Genomic DNA, 17,696 nt, shown 5'->3' with positions numbered 1-17,696 from the left:
TATTATATGAATTAACAGCTTTCATTTTTAGCTAAAATATGGAATGCGAATGAGAGGAAGGAAGAATCTATGAGCGAACTTGTGAATGTAGCAGAAGTATTCGGCAAAAATGTGTTTAATGAAACCGTTATGAGAGAACGGCTGCCGAAAAGCGTATTTAAAAAATTGAAAAAAACCGTTGAAGATGGCGCAGAACTTGATCCGTCTATTGCAGATGTTGTAGCGCATGCAATGAAAGATTGGGCCATTGAAAGAGGAGCGACACACTATACACACTGGTTCCAGCCGTTAACCGGAGTAACTGCCGAAAAACACGATTCCTTTATCTCCGCACCGAGTCCGGACGGAAAAGTAATCATGGAATTTTCCGGAAAAGAATTGATTAAAGGTGAGCCGGATGCTTCCTCATTTCCATCAGGCGGTCTTCGCGCAACATTTGAGGCGAGAGGATATACCGCATGGGATTGTACATCACCTGCATTTTTAAGAGAAGACGCAATCGGCGTAACTCTTTGCATTCCAACCGCATTTTGTTCCTATACAGGAGAAGCTCTGGACCAGAAGACCCCATTGCTTCGCTCCATGCAGGCTATTGACGGCCAGGCGCTCAGAATTTTAAGATTATTCGGAAATACAACTTCCAAAAGAGTCGTTCCGTCCGTAGGACCGGAACAAGAATATTTCATCGTTGACAGAGAAAAATATTTACAGAGAAAAGACCTGATTTATGCAGGCCGTACATTATTTGGCGCAATGCCTCCAAAAGGACAGGAGCTGGAAGATCATTATTTCGGCGCCATCCGCGAGCGCATCGGTTCCTACATGAATGAAGTGAACCGGGAACTTTGGAAACTGGGCGTTACCTCTAAGACTCAGCATAACGAAGTGGCTCCTGCACAGCACGAATTAGCCCCGATTTACGACCAAGCCAACCTAGCAGTCGATCACAACCAGATGGTTATGGAAACCCTGAAAAAGGTAGCGGGCCGTCATGGGTTAACCTGTCTGCTTCATGAAAAACCATTTGCAGGCGTCAATGGTTCCGGCAAACACAACAACTGGTCCCTGACCTCCGACGACGGAATTAACCTTCTGAATCCGGGCGAAACACCTCACGAGAACATCCAGTTCCTTTTGGTGCTCGGCTGTATTTTAAAGGCTGTCGACAGACATGCGGATCTGCTCCGTGAATCGGCCGCAGATGTGGGCAATGACCATCGTTTAGGCGCCAACGAAGCTCCTCCGGCAATCATTTCCGTATTCCTTGGAGAGCAGCTGGAAGACGTAATTGACCAGCTGTGCAGCACCGGTGAAGCGACCCACTCCAAAAAAGGCGGCAAGCTGATGACAGGCGTTGCCACACTTCCTGATCTGGATAAGGACGCTACAGACAGAAACAGAACATCACCATTTGCATTTACAGGCAATAAATTCGAATTCCGTATGGTTGGTTCCTCTGATTCAGTTGCATCACCAAACGTAGTTCTTAACACGATCGTAGCCGAGACATTCAAAGAGGCGGCTGATATTCTGGATCAAGCGGAAGATTTCGACACCGCAGTTCATGACTTAATTAAACAGCTTTTGGCAGACCACAGAAGAGTGATCTTCAACGGAAACGGCTATTCAGACGCATGGGTGGAGGAAGCCGAGAGACGCGGCCTTCCGAACATCAAGTCAATGGTGGACGCAATTCCGGCTCTGACAACGGATAAAGCCGTAAAACTGTTCGAAACCTTCAACGTGTTCACAAGAGCAGAGCTGGAATCACGTGCAGAAGTTGAATATGAAGCTTATTCAAAAGCCATTAACATCGAAGCCAGAACTATGATCGATATGGCAAGCAAGCAGATTATTCCTGCCGTTATCAAATATACAACAGAACTTGCAAACTCTTTAAATTCAGTAAAATCCGCATGTCCGGAAGCTGATGCCAGCGTTCAGACAGAACTGCTGATTGAAACGTCCGCGTTGCTTTCTGATATGAAGGTTGCGCTTGCAGCATTAATTGATGTAAATGAGAAGTGCGGAACTGTTGAAAATACGGAAGAACAGGCAAGGGCATATCGTGAATTGGTGGTACCTGCCATGGAAGCTCTTCGCGCTCCGGCGGATAAGCTGGAAATGATCGTGGATAAAGACCTCTGGCCATTCCCGAGCTATGGCGATTTGATTTTTGAAGTTTAAACAGATAATTTTACATTAAGGGTGAATGCATTTCGCGAAATGCCTTCACCCTTTCATGTTAATAACCAGGTCATTCATGTAAAAATAATCGGATTTGATAAAAACTGATATCTAAAAGCCGCGATATATGTGTTTGTGTAAAGTTAAAATCCCGATAAAGTAAAATAACCATAGGCTTTTTAAAGTTAACATTTCTTTTTGCTTCTTCCCAACTGTCGATAGAAAAATGTTTTTGAATTGCAGACAAAGCGATCTGTTCAACTGCCGCTAACTGCGACTCACAGTCTTCTCTTATGTCATCATATAAAATAATATCCTGGAACTTGTGAAAGCTGATAAATTCTTTTTGAGTTTGGAAGTTCTGGGAAAATAATTCAAAAGCACTTTTGCTAAGAATAAGATTTGTAGATTGAGGATTCAGGTATTCGTGCAGACTGGCAAACGGATAAGAATAGATAGAAACATTCATTCCGGCATTTTCAGGGTTTTTATGTATATAGCGCAGTACGCCCAATAAATAGCGTTTGCTGTTTACCGCACGGCTTTTATAAACATTTTGAAAAACCCTTCCCTGCCGTTTTTGATAAGAATTGTATGCGATTCCGAATCGTCCTTCAATATCCCGCATAAATTTTGCGATTTCTGAAAAATCTCCGTGTATTAATAAATGAAAATGATTGTCCATCAGACAATAAGCATAAATATCCACTGTATATTTGGACAGACTTTTTCTAATACATTTTAAAAAGAAATGTTTACTTTGTGGATCTTTTAATATGGGACGTTGGTCGATACCGCGATTGAAAATGTGATAGATTTGAAATTGAGACTCGATTCGTTTGTTTGCACTCATGAGAGAACCTCCTCGTGATAGAATAAAAGATATGAATGATAAGATGTGATAAATTACAGAAAAAGCAGCTGCGATGCAAAATAAATAAGAAATGTAACATCATCCCCTTAAATATAGTGAATTTTACATGAAATGTCAAGGCATTTTCGAAAAAGCCTTCACGTTTTATATAAAAACGTGAAGGCTTTGCTGAAAATCCCTTGAAGTATCATATAAATTACGGCTCGCCAGGCCCCTTAGGTCTATGCTCAGTGGTCTCCGCAGATCCGGAACCACTTCCTCCCGGAGTGTCTCCGGCGGATACAGTGGCACCGCCGTCATTATTTCCCTCTCCGTTCGGCGCATCCCCTGATATTCCCTCCTGTGTTTCAGAAGCGGTTTCAACAGGTGATAATGAACCGTCAGCTGCAGCATTATAATCCACACCATTAATATTAACAACCGTATTGGATACCATGGTTCCGGTTGCCGGATCAATGTAATAAAGAACTTCATTAACATTAATTAATCCGGTATTCATAGCTCCGTCACCACCGAAATAATACCAGTTATTGTTCCAAAGCCGCCAACCCACAGTCATACGCCCGCTGCTTTCGCTGAGGAAGTACCGTTTACCGCCGTCATCCAGCCATCCGGTCTTCATCTTTCCGGCATTCGTTCCATTATTCGGCTCCAGATAATACCAGCTTCCATTATCATTCAGCCATCCGGTAGCCATAGCGCCATTCCCTGTTTTGAAATAATACCAGCTTCCGTCCAATGACTTCCATCCAGTACTCATCGCACCGCTCTGATCCAGATAGTAACGGTTAGAGTTATCGGTTAACCAGCCTGTTTTCATGACTCCGTCGGACTGATTCATAAAATACCACTTATCGTTAACCATCTGCCATCCGGTACCCATTTGGCCAGAACCTGGAATGAGATAATACCATTTATTATCCTCCTGGTGCCATCCGGTAACCATCTTTCCGCTGGCGGTATCCAGAAGATAAGATTTCCCGTCTTCTTTTCTCCAGCCCTTAAATGCGGTTCCGTCTGATTGGATGTAATATCTGTCCGAACCATCGTCAATCCACATATTTTTCGCCATCTGATGATCTTTATAATAATAGGTAATCCCTTCAATCGTACGCCACAGATTAGCCGGCAGATGTTCGGAAAGATCCACATACTGAAAATCGATATCGACATTCCCGTTAACACCGTTTACCCTGCCGGTGCTGGTTGCCTGCCACATAACCGGATTAGCATAAGCATGTTTCTTTTCATAACGGGCGACCCATACATCGTAATCCAACTGTGACATATCCAGTTTATTGGCCAGCCAATAATCATTCGCATAAAGAATTGGGTAATAGCCGGCGTCTTTAATCTTCGTGCAGAATGCATTAGCTAAAGCGCTTAATTCTGAAGGAGACATAGTACTTTGAACATTGGCTTCCATGTCAAATGCCACCGGATAAGAGATTTTATAATCCTTAATCAGCTTGAGGACAAAATCAGCCTCATCTTCAGCCATCTCCACACTGGTTGCATAGGAATAGATGTAAACACCCACATCCAGCCCGGCTGCAGCCGCATTTTTAGCGTTAGTATCAAAATAAGGGTCTACAGTTCCGGAATATCTTGTTCCCAGCATAACAAATTGAATATCATCGGCCGCGACCGCTTCCCAGTCGATGACTCCCTGCCACTGTGAAACATCGATACCCCGCGCGTGGACACCTTCAATGACTGTGCCGTCCAACATCTGATATTCTCCATTAACCCTCTCATAACCGGCAAAAGAATCAAATCCCATACCGGGAATCGAAGCGGCCGGGCCGCCGATTCCGATTATACCTGCCAGCGCAAACACTGCCAGCTTCTTGTAATTGTGCATTTTAATCAGTCCTCCTTTAAGTAATTGAACTAGCCGTTCAACACAAAGGGTGAAGGCTTTTTTGAAAATGCCTTCACCCTTGATGTTAAAAATGAATTAGTGAGGTCCATCCGTTCTGCCCGGCTGCAGTCCCACGCTGGTGGAGCCGGAACCAGAAGAGCCAAGTGTATTCGAATTCGATCCGGAACTCGAGGAACCAGGAGCATTAGAATTCGAACTCGAGGAGCCAGGTGCGTTAGAATTCGAATTCGAGGAACCGGGAGCATTGGAGTTCGAATTTGAAGATCCGGGAGCGTTGGAATTCGATCCGGAGCTTGAACCTGGTGAATTGCTATTAATTACAGTATTGGCGCTGCCTGAGCCTCCCGGGGTATTTCCATTGGAAGTATTACCGGGTGAATTATTGGAGGAAGAACCAGTATAAACGCCATTGGAGTCAAAGGTGTAGCTTGATCCATCGATTGTCAAGGTTTGGTTGACAGCCATCTTACCGGTAGATGGGTCTAAATAGTAGTATTTGCCGCTTAAATTCAGCCAGCCTGTCTGCATATGACCTGCGTTGTTAAAATAATACCAGTTGTTGTCAATCTGCTTCCAGCTGTCGGCCATGCTGCCGTTACCGGGATCCATGTAATATTTATTGGTGCCGTCGCTCAGCCAGCCCGTAAGCATCTTGCCGTCTGAATTCAGGTAAAAGTAATCGTTGCCCACCTTTTGCCATCCGGTCATCATCTTTGCGTCGGATGCAAAATAATACCAGGCTCCGTTCAAATTGGTCCAGCCGATGGCCACAGTGCCGTTATCCTTAAAATAATACCAGGCGTTGTCCATCTCCCGCCATCCGGTTGCCATGGAGCCGTCGCCCTTCAGGTAGAAATAATCTTCTCCAACCCGGAGCCATCCCTTAACCATGGTTCCGTCATCCAGCATAAAATACCATTTTCCATTATCCTGAACCCACCGGGTTGCCATAATGCCATTGGATTTGAAATAATACCAATTGTTATTAATCTGCTTCCAGCCAATGCTCATAAGGCCAGTGGACAGATCCAGATAATAATAGCCGTCAGTAGTTTGAATCCACCCCTTATGTTTGCTGCCGTCCGTATCATAATAGGCCCAGTTATTGCCTTCCTGAGTCCAGCCAGTTGCAGCGAGTGCAGAAAATGCGCCGGCGCCTGACATTGCAGTAATCAGTCCGGCCAGTACACACGCTGTCAATCGTTTATTCCGTATCATTAAAAATCCTCCTCTCAGTAAATCCGAAATCCTAAAAATCCGATATACAATTTATTTCATTATATCACAATGTTAATCATAATTAATAACAATTTTATTACAATTTCAACATTGCCTTACGGTAATATTTTTTTGCATACCGGTACATGATAATGGTATATTCTCCAAATTCTTCTCCCACTGTACCCTTGTAGATAGCCCACAGCGTCCAAAGGAATCCCCCTAAAGCCATATAAGAATAGATTACAAAATGTTCTTCATCCGTAGCGGCACGACCCAGATAGACCTGAATCAGCTGTTCTGTTTCTTTTTCATCATAATAAGAATAGATAGCGCACATGGCCACATCAATCAGCGGATCGCACATTCCTGAGTATTCCCAGTCGATCAGCCGAATGCTTCCGTCCGGCAAAAACAGAAAATTGTCAGCAACACTATCAATGTGTGATAATGTTTCCGGCCGGTTTAACCTGTCGAGTTCATCCATCAATTGATCCATCCAGGCCCGCACCATCTTATAATCTTCAAATAAGAGCGTCTCCCCCGATTCATGGCTAAGCTGGCTTTTGCAGAGTCTTTCATAAAAAATAATCCGCTCCCGAATGTCAAATCTGTGATCCACGCGAAGCGCCGCATCATGCAGCAAGTGAAGCGCCTTCATACAGGAAGCTACTTCCTCCCAGTCTCTTGGATCTGAATTGATGGCGCCTTCATAATATTCAGAAATTTTATAACCTGTTTCTCCATCAAAATAGACGATGTGTTCTGTTAAATTCAACTCCTTCACAGCATCATAAACACATTTTTCCTGTTTCCGGTTAATTAAAAGCTCAGTCCCAGGTCCGGGAATTCTGCAGATGTAATGCTTTTGATTGACGCAGAATAAAAATGATTTATTTGTCATTCCTGCTTTTAAGCAGCGTATTTCTGTAATCGCTGATTCAGGCACTTGGAATACCTTTGCAACCAGTTCCATCGCAGCATTGTCCGATCTCGTTTGGTATTTCGGATCAAACAGCCTTAATTCCTCCAAATTTTCAAATTCATACACCTGATAATCCGGCTGTTTATTAACATACATTTCAAATTTATCCGGCTGTTCAAGCAAAACCTGCTCCCAATAAAACTGTTCTGTCCCCGGCTCATTATAATATTCCTCAAGCACAGGAAGAAACTGTTCTGAAAATTCCTTAGACCAAAATACAGGCCCGTACATGAACCAACAATCATGGCCGCCCACATAAACTTCCGTGATGCGTCCTTTCTTATTAAAATTAAGACACCACTCAGAAGTATCCCCATCACTATATGTTGCGGAGTACCAGGCACCGCATTCATAGGTATGGTACATGTTATTTCTCATCCAGTTATCGGAGGAGAGCACATACATGTTGCGCCCTTTGAGAATTTCTCTTGCATGCCAGATGGTGGCCAATGTATTTTTATGTGAATATTCATTATTATATAGAAGTTTCACATCATATTTGTCGATCAGGTATTCGAATTTTTCCTTCAGATAACCGACAACAATCGTTATATTGTAAATGCCAACCTCGTGGAGCTGTTTAATCTGCCGCTCGATCATCCTTTCTCCAAAAACGTCTAAAAGGCCTTTGGGCATTTCATAAGTTAAAGGAACAAAACGGGAGCCAAAGCCGGCCGCTATGATGACCGCACCGTCTACTTTATAGGACTCTAATAATTCTTTTCCTTTATCTAACAGCAGATAATTGTATTTATTGTCGGAAGAGAGGGCGATGTAGTCCTTTGCGATGCATTCCTTAACCAGGTTATTAGCGGTACCAAGAGATACTTCCAGTTTTGAAGCCAGATCCCTTTGGGTGATTTCAGGGTTTTCCCAAATACATCTGCATACTAAACCTAACCGATCCATATATTAAAACCTCCGTGTTCAAAAATTTAGCTAAAATAAAATATATGAACATTATAAACGCTTTAATCTAAAATTACAAGTGGATTACAAGAGAAAAGACGGATTGCTTCAGACGCATTATTAAAGTCGGAGCCAGGATGAGGAGAGGGGTATGTTGTCTTTAGGTTGAGTTGATATTTGTTATAATCAGTGTAAAAAAATTATTATGTATCAATATTAATACAATATTTCGCTTAAAATGCACTTTCGTAAGCTTTACGTAAGAAAATGTACAGAGAATGTCTATGGTATTCTGGAAAAATGTGTATTATACTATCTGTGTGATGGAGGAAATGGTATATTTTCCATATCTTGACGGAGCTAGTAATTCTTATCTTTTTTGCATAACATATCAAAAAATGTTAAAAAAGTATTGCTAAATTCCGGATTAGGAAGTATAATTACCTCGTAATGCAATTAGGAATTTCAAAAAGTATTCAAAAAAGGAAAAAGGAGAGTGCATTAATTATGAGAAAGCAAACTAAATTAGTTGCAGTTATGTCTGCAGCTGCTTTACTCGCTATCGGTGCATCCATGACATCTTTCGCAGCTACAGGCTGGGCAGAAGAAGACGGAACATGGGTATACTATGACAGAGATGGTGAAAGAGTAAGTGGAGAATGGAAAAAATCAGGTAACAACTGGTTCTATCTTGATGATGACGGATACATGGCTACTGATGTATTAATCGAAGATGATGACGATTATTACTATGTAGATGAGAACGGTGCTATGGTAGCTAACCAGTGGGTTGCTATTGAGAACGAAGACAAAGACGATGATACTGATCCAGATAACTGGTGGTATTATTTTGGAAGCAATGGTAAAGCTTACAAGAGATCTGATAGCGCTACCAATGATGTATCTTTAAAGACAATCAATGGCAAGAAATATACCTTTGATGAAGAAGGAAAGATGCAGTTTGGCTGGGTTTCTGACGGCGAAAGACAGACTGATGATGATGCATGGCAGACTTGCGATTATTACTTCGGCGATGAGAACGATGGTGCTATGACTGTAGGCTGGAGAGAAATTCACATTGTTGATGAAGATTATGAAGGCCAGCAGCCGAATGACGATATCTGGGATGAAGATCAGGATCGTTGGTTCTGGTTCAAAGCTAGTGGTAAAAAACAGACATCTAATACCAACAAAAACATCAATGGCAAGAAATACGGCTTTGATGAGTATGGTAGAATGATCGCTGAATGGTATACGTCAGAAGCTACTCCTGTTAATGCTAAAGGTACAGCAGCTAATGCTGGTAAATATGAGTCTAAACAGGGTACTGCAGATTATACAGGTGGATTTATGTACTTTAACAGCCCAGAGAGCGGAGCTCGTTATACAAAGGGTTGGTTTAAGGTAGTTCCTGGTTACTATTTACAGCAGGGTAAGTATGATGATGGCGATAGCTATTGGTACTATGCTGATGGTAATGGTAAGATTTATTCAAATCAGATTAAGACAATTAATGGTAAGAAATATGCATTCGATAACTATGGTAGAATGATTAAGGGCCTTGTATTCTTACAGATGGCACCGATGGCTAACAGCACAACTAACTATTCTAACACAGAAATCGCTACAAAGTTTGCTGACGATGCACCTGATTATCCATATGATTCTGAAGATGCATTTGATATCTTTGTAAATCACTATGCTGATGAAATCAATAGTGGTGAAATCAGATCCTTCTACTTTGGCGGTTCTGATGATGGCGCTATGAAGACTGGTAAACAGACAATCGATATCGATGGTGAAAGTTTCACTTTTGAATTCGAAAAATCTGGTGCTAACAAGGGCGCTGGTAAGAATGGCTTAGTTTCTAGCGATGATAAGCTGTACATGGCTGGTAAACAGGTTAAGGCTGATAAAGATGATAAGTATAAGATCTATAAAGTAGAAGATGCTAAGAATGCTGATGGTACTTATACTAGCGGTAAAGGTGTTACTGTAGAAGAAATGGATACTGCAGAATTCGTAGCAGTATGGTGTGAAGATGATTCTGCTTCTCTGTCTAAGAGTGCACTTGAAGATGGCGATCAGGCTTGGAAAGTTAAATCTGGCGCTTATACCAATAACCGTAAGTTCTACTTAGTAAGCAGCGCTGGTAAAGTAATTGACAAGAAGTCAAAAGCTAAAGATGGCGACGATTACAAGATTACTGTATCTGGTAGAAAGATTACAAACATCTTAGTAGAAAACTAATTTTAATTTCCGATAAGAAATTCTAATTGCCAATTGAGAAGGCACCAAACCTTGGTGCCTTCTCTTATACATTAAAAGTGACAGTTTGTCATTTTTTAATATAGTTTATATTTACTTTATAATTAAGGGATGAGCAAATGCCAACGCAAAGATTTTATAATTTAAGTGAGAACAAACGAGCTGTCATAAAGATGGCTGCGATCCACGAATTCTCCCGAGCCCTCTACGCTGATGCGTCGATTAATAAGATCATCAAGGAAGCGGGAATTTCCAGAGGCAGTTTTTATACATATTTCGAGGATAAATCAGATTTGCTCCGGTATTTGATGGAAGATTTCCAAAGTGAATGCAAAGGAGTGATATGGAAATCCCTGGTGCTCTCTAAGGGGGATATATTTGAGGCTGCAGAACATTTGACGTGGGATCTTATCGAGAATGGGAAGAGCCGAAAAAATTTTCAGTTTTATAAGAACGTATTATTTGATTACCATTTGGCCACGGATACGGTGACATTCCGGCAAAAAGGTTTTATTCATAATAGTCAGGAGTATATGGCGTTCCTTACCGAATGTTTTGAAAAAGTGGACCGCCAAAAGTATTTAATTACAGATATCAAGAAACTTGGTTATCTGACAGAGTTAATAATAATTATAGCCATAAAAACCATAACTTCATGTTATATGCAGATTGCCGCTCCGGAAGATGCGAAGAAGGTTTACCGGGAACAGATGGAAATTGTGAAACATGGTGTTGAGCGGTAAATGCAGGACTTAAAAATGTGACTAATATAGAGGAGATAAGTTATGAAGAAGAAAGTAAAATATCTGATATGGCTGCTGGTGCTTTGTCTGGCAGTGTTCGCAGCATATTTAATTTTTGGGAAGAAGAAAGAAACTGTTATAGAGGAAGTTCGTCCCGTCGTTATGACAGAGACACCAGCAGTCGATGATATTACTTTATATACTGATTTAATTGGAACGATTGAACCGGCAGAAGTGGTTACTGTTTATCCTAAGATGAGCGGTGAAGTTCTGGAAGTTAATTTCTCTGTAGGAGAAACAGTAACAGCAGGGCAAGTGCTTTGTAAGATTGATTCAGATGCATTAAATGCGTTGAAGATCCAGTTAGATGGTGCGGCCGTATCGAAAAAAGATGCTGAACTCGCATTGCAGAGAACTCAGGCATTATTTGCGACTGGTGCGGTATCCCAGCAGGCGTTGGAACAGGCCCAGAGCGGTGCGACAGGAGCAGCGCTGCAGTATGAGGCAGCAAAGAACTCTTATGATTTACAGTTGAAATATACGTCGGTTATTTCTCCGATTAATGGAGTGATCGAGTCAAAGAATATAGATCCTCATGATATGATTTCCCCATCTACGGGAATCTGTGTTATTTCTGGAAAAGAGGAGATTACAGTAAGTTTAGGTGTATCAGAAAAGGTTATGAAGAATCTGACAGTCGGTATGCCTATTACTGTGGATAAAGCCGATACAAAATATGAGGGCAGCATTACTGAGATTGCATCCATGGTGGATTCTGCTTCAGGCCTTTATAAAGTAAAAGCATTTATCAATGATGGAGAAAACCTTACCACAGGTTCTAAGGCAAAAGTGACGGTAACGATGGATTCTGTACAAAATGTGCTTACAATTCCGGTGGACGCTGTTTCCTATGCCAGCGGGGAACCATTTGTGTATTGCCTGGAAGGAACTCAGGCGAAGAAGGTTATGATAGATGCCGGCATTTATGATGCGGAGAGAATGGAAGTGAAATCAGGTCTTTCACCTGAAGATCAGGTGATTACCACTTGGAGCAATGAATTGAATGATGGGGCAGAAGTATTGGTGAAAAATGACGATGCTTCAGCCGGAACAACAGAAGCCACTGCCGAAACAACAGCAAGCGCTAACTAGAAGGTGAGGGATATGGATGTTAAACTTAACTAAATTTTCACTCAAACGGCCTGTTACCATCATCCTCGCTTTAGTTACATTGGCGTTCTTTGGTATGCAGTCAATTTTAGGTTCCAAACTGGAACTGACTCCTGAGATGGAGATGCCTATGATGATTGTGGCTACGGTTTATGCCGGAGCCAGCCCGGAAGACATTAATGACTTAATCAGTACCCAGATCGAAGATTCTGTAGCGACTCTGGAAGGTATTGATAAAGTAGTGTCTTACTCCATGGAAAATGTTTCCATAGTCTTGCTTTCTTATAAATATGGTACTAATATGGATAAGGCATATTCCAATTTGAAGAAAAATATTGACGCTGTTAAGACGGACCTTCCCGAAGATGCGGAGGAATCTAACATTGTAGAGATGGATATCAACGCACAGCCGGTAATTACGTTGGCGGTCAGCGGCGGTACCGATGGAAACCTTTACAATTATGTGGATGACAAGATCATACCTGAACTGGAAAAACTGAGTTCAGTTGGTGATATTTCCTTGGCAGGAGGTCAGAAATCCTACGTTAGAATTGAACTGATCCCTGAGAAAGTTAAGGAATATAAGCTGAGCATGAATACGATTGCTCAGTTGGTCGGGGCAGCTGATTTCGCAATTCCTGCCGGCAAAACCAAGGTGGGAAAACAGTCCCTCAATGTCAGCGTTGGCAACGATTATAATGATATAGAAGCGCTGAAAACAATTCCGCTTCCTTTGGCAAATGGCGACGTAATTCATTTGTCAGATGTTGCTAATGTTTATGAGGCATTAGAAGATGCTGACAGTATTGGACGTTATAACGGTGAAGATGCTGTGTCTATCAGTATTCAGAAACAGCAGAGCGCCAGTGCAGTGGATGTGTCAAAAGAGGTTATGAGCGAACTCGACAAGATGAGAGCGGCTAACCCAAACCTGAAAATTACAGTTATTAATGATTCCAGTGAGATGATTCTGGATTCCATACGAAGCGTTATTCAGACCATGATTATGGCGGTTATTCTTTCCATGGTGGTATTGTTCTTCTTCTTTGGAGACTGGAAAGCTTCTACAATCGTCGGCAGTTCTATTCCTGTATCAATCCTGCTGGCATTGATTATGATGAGGGCGATGGGATTCTCCCTGAACGTTATTTCATTGGGAAGTTTGGTTTTGGGCGTTGGTATGATGGTTGATAACTCTATCGTAGTATTGGAGAGTTGTTTCAGGGCGAAGGAAGGTCGTAATTTCTATGATGCCGCTCTGGAAGGCGCAAAATTGGTTATCGGTTCAGTAACCGGTTCGACAGCAACCACCTGCGTCGTATTCATACCGCTTGCATTGCTGAGCGGTTTGTCAGGACAGCTGTTTAAACCCTTAGGATTTACGATTGTATTCTGTATGCTGGCATCTCTGTTTTCAGCAGCGACAGTTGTTCCTCTTTGCTATACATTTATGCATCCGACGGAAAACGAAAATACACCTGTTAGCGGATTTGTAAAGGCGCTTCAGAATAAATACAGATCAATTGTTCCTAAAATTCTTCCAAAGAGAAAAACGGTTATCTTTGGCGCTGTTGCACTGCTGATTCTTTCATTCTTAATGGCTGGAAGCGTTGGTATGGAATTGATGCCGGTTGTAGATGAGGGTATTGTTGTAATGTCCGTTCAAACGAAACCGGGTCTGACAATTGAAGAAAAAGATAATATTCTTAAAAAGGTAGAAGAGATTGTAGCAAATGATGAGGAAGTTGACCATTATCTTCTGACTTATGGCGCCAGCGGTTTGAGCATTTCCACCAGTGATGCGGCGACAATGAATGCTTATTTGAAAGATGACAGAAAACTAAGCACCGATGAAATGATTACGAAATGGAAGAATATAACGCAGACGATTCCTGACTGTACGATTATAATGTCAAGCGGAAGTACCAGCGGTATGAGCAGTATGTCTGCATCCAATATTGAGATTGATCTTCAAGGTACTGATTATGATCTGGTGAAGAAGACAACTGATGAATTGGTGGAAGATCTCCGTCAGAGACAGGATATCACAAAAGTCCATTCTTCTATAGAAAATGCTGCGCCTGTTGTTAAAATTAATGTGGATCCTGTAAAAGCACAGGCTGAAGGCTTAACTCCTGCAAGTGTGGGCGGAAGTCTGTATACCACATTATCCGGCGTAAAGGCTATGGATCTAAGCGTATCAGGCGAGGATATTGAAGTTCGGGTGGAATATGCAACAGATGAATATGATACTATTGAAAAGTTAGAGGGTATTATGCTTCAAAGTCCTTCCGGAACTATGGTGCCGCTCAGCGATATCGGCAATATCCATTTTGAAGACAGCCCTCAGTCCATTACCCGTTTAGACAAACGGTATAAGGTAGCAATTACAGCTGAACCGGTAGAGGAATACAAGAAAACCGCAGATGCGGATGTTAAAAAGTTTGTAAAAGGCTGGCAGTTCCCATATGGAGTAGAACAAGCGGCTAACTCTATGGATGAAATGATGGCAGACGAACTTTCTGCATTGGGTGCAGCTATCGGAACGGCGGTATTCCTGATATTTGTGGTTATGGCAATGCAGTTTGAATCACCAAAATTCTCCTTGATGGTAATGTTTACAATTCCATTCAGTTTAATTGGTGCGTTCGGCTTGCTTTTCCTGGCGGATTGTCCGATCAGTATGACATCCATGTTGGGCTTCCTGATGATGATCGGTACGGTTGTTAATAATGGTATTTTGTATGTTGATACTGTAAACCAGCTTCGAGGTGAGATGGGAGTTGAGCGTGCGTTGGTTGAAGCCGGTGCAATCCGTCTGAGACCAATTATGATGACCACGCTGACTACCGTGCTTTCCATGATTCCTCTTGCATTAGGATTTGGTAAATCAGGTGCAACCCTTCAGGGACTTGCACTGGTCAATGTAGGTGGTTTGATCGCATCTACGATACTGTCACTGTTACTTCTGCCGACATTCTATCAGTTAGTGGATGGAGTAGGCAGGAAACGTTTTGGTATGGAAACAGGAGGAGTAAATTATGATTAATAAGAAACGGGTGATGTCCCTGGGAATGGCGCTGCTTATGGCAGCTTCCGTTCCCGGAACGGCTCTGGCGGTAAGTCCTGAGTTTGCTCGTACAGAAGAAGAATGGGACAGGCTTCGTGACAACACGATGGAATATGATGAACTGGCTGGCTTGATCCATGAATACAACACCACTGTTCAAAATAATCAGTATGCGTATAAGGATTATCTGGGAAAAGACCGGCAGGATGTGGAACGCGATTACCGCGACCTGGCAGACGAACTGTATGCCAGTATGTCCGGTGATGATGATATGCAGTCCATGATTTCCGATTTGAACCTGGAGATCCAGGCTAGAAAAATGCAGCAAAATGCGGATGATAATGTGGACGACGGTCAGATCGTTTTGATGGGATATCAGCAGGCGGAAGATAATCTGGTGGTATCGGCCCAGTCCAATATGATCAATTATTTCAAAAAACAACAGGATTTAGAACTGGCTAAGAAAAATAGGGAATTATTGGAAACTACATATAATGTGGTAGTGGCTCAGTTCGTCCAAGGAGTGACAACTCAAATCGATGTACTGAATGCAAAAGAGAACCTTCAGAGAGCAGATCAGGCAATTAGAGATACAGAAGCTTCCATAACGAGTTTAAGGCAGCGTCTTTGTGTTATGCTCGGATGGAAATACGATGCGAATCCGGAGATCAGAGAGATTCCTTTGGTGGATTTGAGTGTTATTGATTCTATGGACCCGGTTGCGGATAAAGCAACTGCATTAGAAAAGAACTATACTCTGCGCATCAATAAAAGAAAATATGATAATGCGAAGACGGAAGAAAAAAGAGAAGACCTTCGGAAAACAATTGAAAACAATGAACAGTCAATTGGTGCATCTCTTGTATCGGCCTATCAATCTGTTTTGGCTGCAAAAGCTGCATATTTACAGGCGGTAAATGATACGGCACTGGAGACGCAGAATATGCAGACGGCTGAAACCCAGCATTATCTTGGTACGATCAGTGACCTGCAGTATTTGCAGCAGCAATATGCATTGCTAAGCAAGCAGGCAGCTGAAAATACAGCTGAGTTAAGCCTGAGAGAAGCGATTGAAACTTATAACTGGTCCGTAAACGGTCTGGCGAGCGCCGGCTGATGAAAGGCGGGATGCAATGATGAAGACAAACAAAAAGCTTGTTTCTGCCCTGCTTTCTGCGGCAATGCTTGCCGCATTTCCGGCACAGGCTATGGCATCCGGTCCGGGAGTTGCAGAGCCTGAAAAGTATGATGCAGAGACCTTGGCAAGGCTGCAGGATGATGTTCTTGAGTATGACGAATTACCCGATCTGGTTCATGAGTATAATACCAATATGCAGATCATGTGGAATTCATTTGGTCAAACGAAGCAGGATTATGCCAATGTTGCTCAGGAATTAAAGAGCCAAAGAAAAAACTATAAGGATGGTGCGGAGCGCGATAAAGATGCTCTTGATCATGCTACAAATCCGGATGACATTTATCAGCTGACAGTGTCTTATATGACAAATAAGGCGTTGGATAAAGGAATTCAATCAGTGATCACATCCTATTCTGATGTGGTAAAGAATTTTGAAAGTGATAAGAATACCCAGACGCTGCGTCAGTACGAGCGTCAGGCGGTAAACGGCGCTCAGTCGCTTATGATCGCTTACGGCAGTATTCAGTCTCAAAAAAGCATTCTGGAAAAGATGAAAGAGTTATATGATGCCAAATACGATCTGGTAACACAGCAGGCTGTTCTTGGCACTGTAACGCAGGCTGATATCTTATCGGCCCAGTCCAGCGTCCTTTCCGCAGAAGCGTCTTTAGCGTCTCTTAACAGCACACAGGATGATCTGAGGCGGAAGCTGATCGTTATGACCGGTTGGACTGCGGATGCGAACCCGGAAATTCGCCCGATTCCTACCTCTGATTTAAATCGGGTTGCTGCTATGAATCTGGAAGAGGATACGAAAAAGGCGATCGGAAATAATGCATCGCTGATTAGCTTGAGACACACAAGGACCAATGGATCGACAGCGGAGCAGAGGCTTCATCTTATGAGTGTAGAGGAAGCGGAGCAGAAGATGACGATTAAGATGCAGGAATTGTATGATGATGTTTATAAGAAAAAAGCGGAGTATGAAGCTGCTTTGACCGGGTATGAAAGTGCCTGCATCAGCAAACAGTCTGCAGATACCATGTTTCAGCAGGGTATGGTTGGAGAGACGGAATACATTGGGCTGCAGCTCCAGTATCTGCAGAAAATGTCGGAAAAAGAATCGGCGGATATCGCTTTATTTCAGGCGATGGAGACTTATGACTGGGCGGTTAAAGGGCTGGCTAGCTATGAGTAGACGGTAGATTTTGGGGATATGAGAGGCGGAGACATGGAAATGTCTTCGCCT

At 42.5% G+C, this 17,696-nt stretch carries 11 protein-coding genes; 7 read left to right on the top strand and 4 right to left on the bottom strand.

The window, feature by feature from the left end; translation table 11 throughout:
- The first annotated feature begins 69 nt into the window (after nucleotides 1–69).
- Nucleotides 70–2,187, top strand: coding sequence for a glutamine synthetase III (locus C0033_RS08715; RefSeq protein WP_103227463.1), 2,118 nt, complete (start codon nucleotides 70–72; stop codon nucleotides 2,185–2,187).
- Between the two features lie 70 nt (nucleotides 2,188–2,257).
- Here the strand turns inward: C0033_RS08715 and C0033_RS08710 are convergent, their stop codons facing one another.
- The 4 genes from C0033_RS08710 to C0033_RS08695 form a co-directional block, all read right to left on the bottom strand.
- Entirely contained in the window at nucleotides 2,258–3,040 is a 783-nt protein-coding gene (locus C0033_RS08710; protein ID WP_103227462.1) for a transposase, read from the bottom strand.
- Nucleotides 3,041–3,257: 217 nt separating this feature from the next.
- Nucleotides 3,258–4,925: a GH25 family lysozyme gene (locus tag C0033_RS08705; protein WP_103227461.1), complete on the bottom strand. Its 1,668-nt coding sequence runs from the start codon at nucleotides 4,923–4,925 to the stop codon at nucleotides 3,258–3,260.
- A gap of 96 nt (nucleotides 4,926–5,021) precedes the next feature.
- Nucleotides 5,022–6,164: an N-acetylmuramoyl-L-alanine amidase family protein gene (locus C0033_RS08700; RefSeq protein WP_103227460.1), complete on the bottom strand. Its 1,143-nt coding sequence runs from the start codon at nucleotides 6,162–6,164 to the stop codon at nucleotides 5,022–5,024.
- 97 nt (nucleotides 6,165–6,261) lie between these two features.
- Entirely contained in the window at nucleotides 6,262–8,058 is a 1,797-nt protein-coding gene (locus C0033_RS08695; protein ID WP_103227459.1) for a sugar phosphate nucleotidyltransferase, read from the bottom strand.
- Between the two features lie 450 nt (nucleotides 8,059–8,508).
- On the opposite strand from C0033_RS08695, the gene C0033_RS08690 reads away from it, so the two are divergent.
- From C0033_RS08690 to C0033_RS08665, 6 genes are all read left to right on the top strand, one after another.
- Nucleotides 8,509–10,308, top strand: a complete 1,800-nt coding sequence (locus C0033_RS08690; protein ID WP_347501067.1) for a cell wall-binding protein — start codon at nucleotides 8,509–8,511, stop codon at nucleotides 10,306–10,308.
- 137 nt (nucleotides 10,309–10,445) lie between these two features.
- Nucleotides 10,446–11,069, top strand: a complete 624-nt coding sequence (locus tag C0033_RS08685; protein WP_103227458.1) for a TetR family transcriptional regulator — start codon at nucleotides 10,446–10,448, stop codon at nucleotides 11,067–11,069.
- Nucleotides 11,070–11,111: 42 nt separating this feature from the next.
- Nucleotides 11,112–12,221, top strand: a complete 1,110-nt coding sequence (locus tag C0033_RS08680) for an efflux RND transporter periplasmic adaptor subunit (RefSeq protein ID WP_103227457.1) — start codon at nucleotides 11,112–11,114, stop codon at nucleotides 12,219–12,221.
- 16 nt (nucleotides 12,222–12,237) lie between these two features.
- Nucleotides 12,238–15,288 carry an efflux RND transporter permease subunit gene (locus C0033_RS08675; RefSeq protein ID WP_103227456.1) on the top strand — a complete coding sequence of 1,017 codons (3,051 nt, stop codon included), beginning with the start codon at nucleotides 12,238–12,240 and terminating at the stop codon, nucleotides 15,286–15,288.
- Nucleotides 15,281–16,426 (top strand): TolC family protein, encoded by a 1,146-nt coding sequence (locus C0033_RS08670; RefSeq protein ID WP_103227455.1) that lies wholly within the window; start codon nucleotides 15,281–15,283, stop codon nucleotides 16,424–16,426. The genes C0033_RS08675 and C0033_RS08670 overlap by 8 nt, the downstream gene beginning before the upstream one ends.
- 19 nt (nucleotides 16,427–16,445) lie before the next feature.
- Nucleotides 16,446–17,645, top strand: a complete 1,200-nt coding sequence (locus C0033_RS08665) for a TolC family protein (protein ID WP_180994637.1) — start codon at nucleotides 16,446–16,448, stop codon at nucleotides 17,643–17,645.
- Nucleotides 17,646–17,696 lie beyond the last annotated feature (51 nt).

The sequence above is a fragment of the Clostridium sp. chh4-2 genome, from assembly GCF_002899675.1.
Lineage (GTDB): Bacteria > Bacillota > Clostridia > Lachnospirales > Lachnospiraceae > CHH4-2.
The sequence above is the reverse complement of the archived record's forward strand: the minus strand, read 5'-3'. Positions and strand labels throughout refer to the sequence as shown.

What these genes read in the sequence shown, in the direction of transcription:
- C0033_RS08675 (WP_103227456.1), top strand. Translation starts at nt 12,238, where the DNA reads ATGTTAAACTTAACTAAATTTTCACTCAAACGGCCTGTTACCATCATC.
- C0033_RS08685 (WP_103227458.1), top strand. Translation starts at nt 10,446, where the DNA reads ATGCCAACGCAAAGATTTTATAATTTAAGTGAGAACAAACGAGCTGTC.
- C0033_RS08665 (WP_180994637.1), top strand. Translation starts at nt 16,446, where the DNA reads ATGAAGACAAACAAAAAGCTTGTTTCTGCCCTGCTTTCTGCGGCAATG.
- C0033_RS08705 (WP_103227461.1), bottom strand. Translation starts at nt 4,925, where the DNA reads ATGCACAATTACAAGAAGCTGGCAGTGTTTGCGCTGGCAGGTATAATC.
- C0033_RS08715 (WP_103227463.1), top strand. Translation starts at nt 70, where the DNA reads ATGAGCGAACTTGTGAATGTAGCAGAAGTATTCGGCAAAAATGTGTTT.
- C0033_RS08680 (WP_103227457.1), top strand. Translation starts at nt 11,112, where the DNA reads ATGAAGAAGAAAGTAAAATATCTGATATGGCTGCTGGTGCTTTGTCTG.
- C0033_RS08700 (WP_103227460.1), bottom strand. Translation starts at nt 6,164, where the DNA reads ATGATACGGAATAAACGATTGACAGCGTGTGTACTGGCCGGACTGATT.
- C0033_RS08690 (WP_347501067.1), top strand. Translation starts at nt 8,509, where the DNA reads ATGCAATTAGGAATTTCAAAAAGTATTCAAAAAAGGAAAAAGGAGAGT.
- C0033_RS08695 (WP_103227459.1), bottom strand. Translation starts at nt 8,058, where the DNA reads ATGGATCGGTTAGGTTTAGTATGCAGATGTATTTGGGAAAACCCTGAA.
- C0033_RS08710 (WP_103227462.1), bottom strand. Translation starts at nt 3,040, where the DNA reads ATGAGTGCAAACAAACGAATCGAGTCTCAATTTCAAATCTATCACATT.
- C0033_RS08670 (WP_103227455.1), top strand. Translation starts at nt 15,281, where the DNA reads ATGATTAATAAGAAACGGGTGATGTCCCTGGGAATGGCGCTGCTTATG.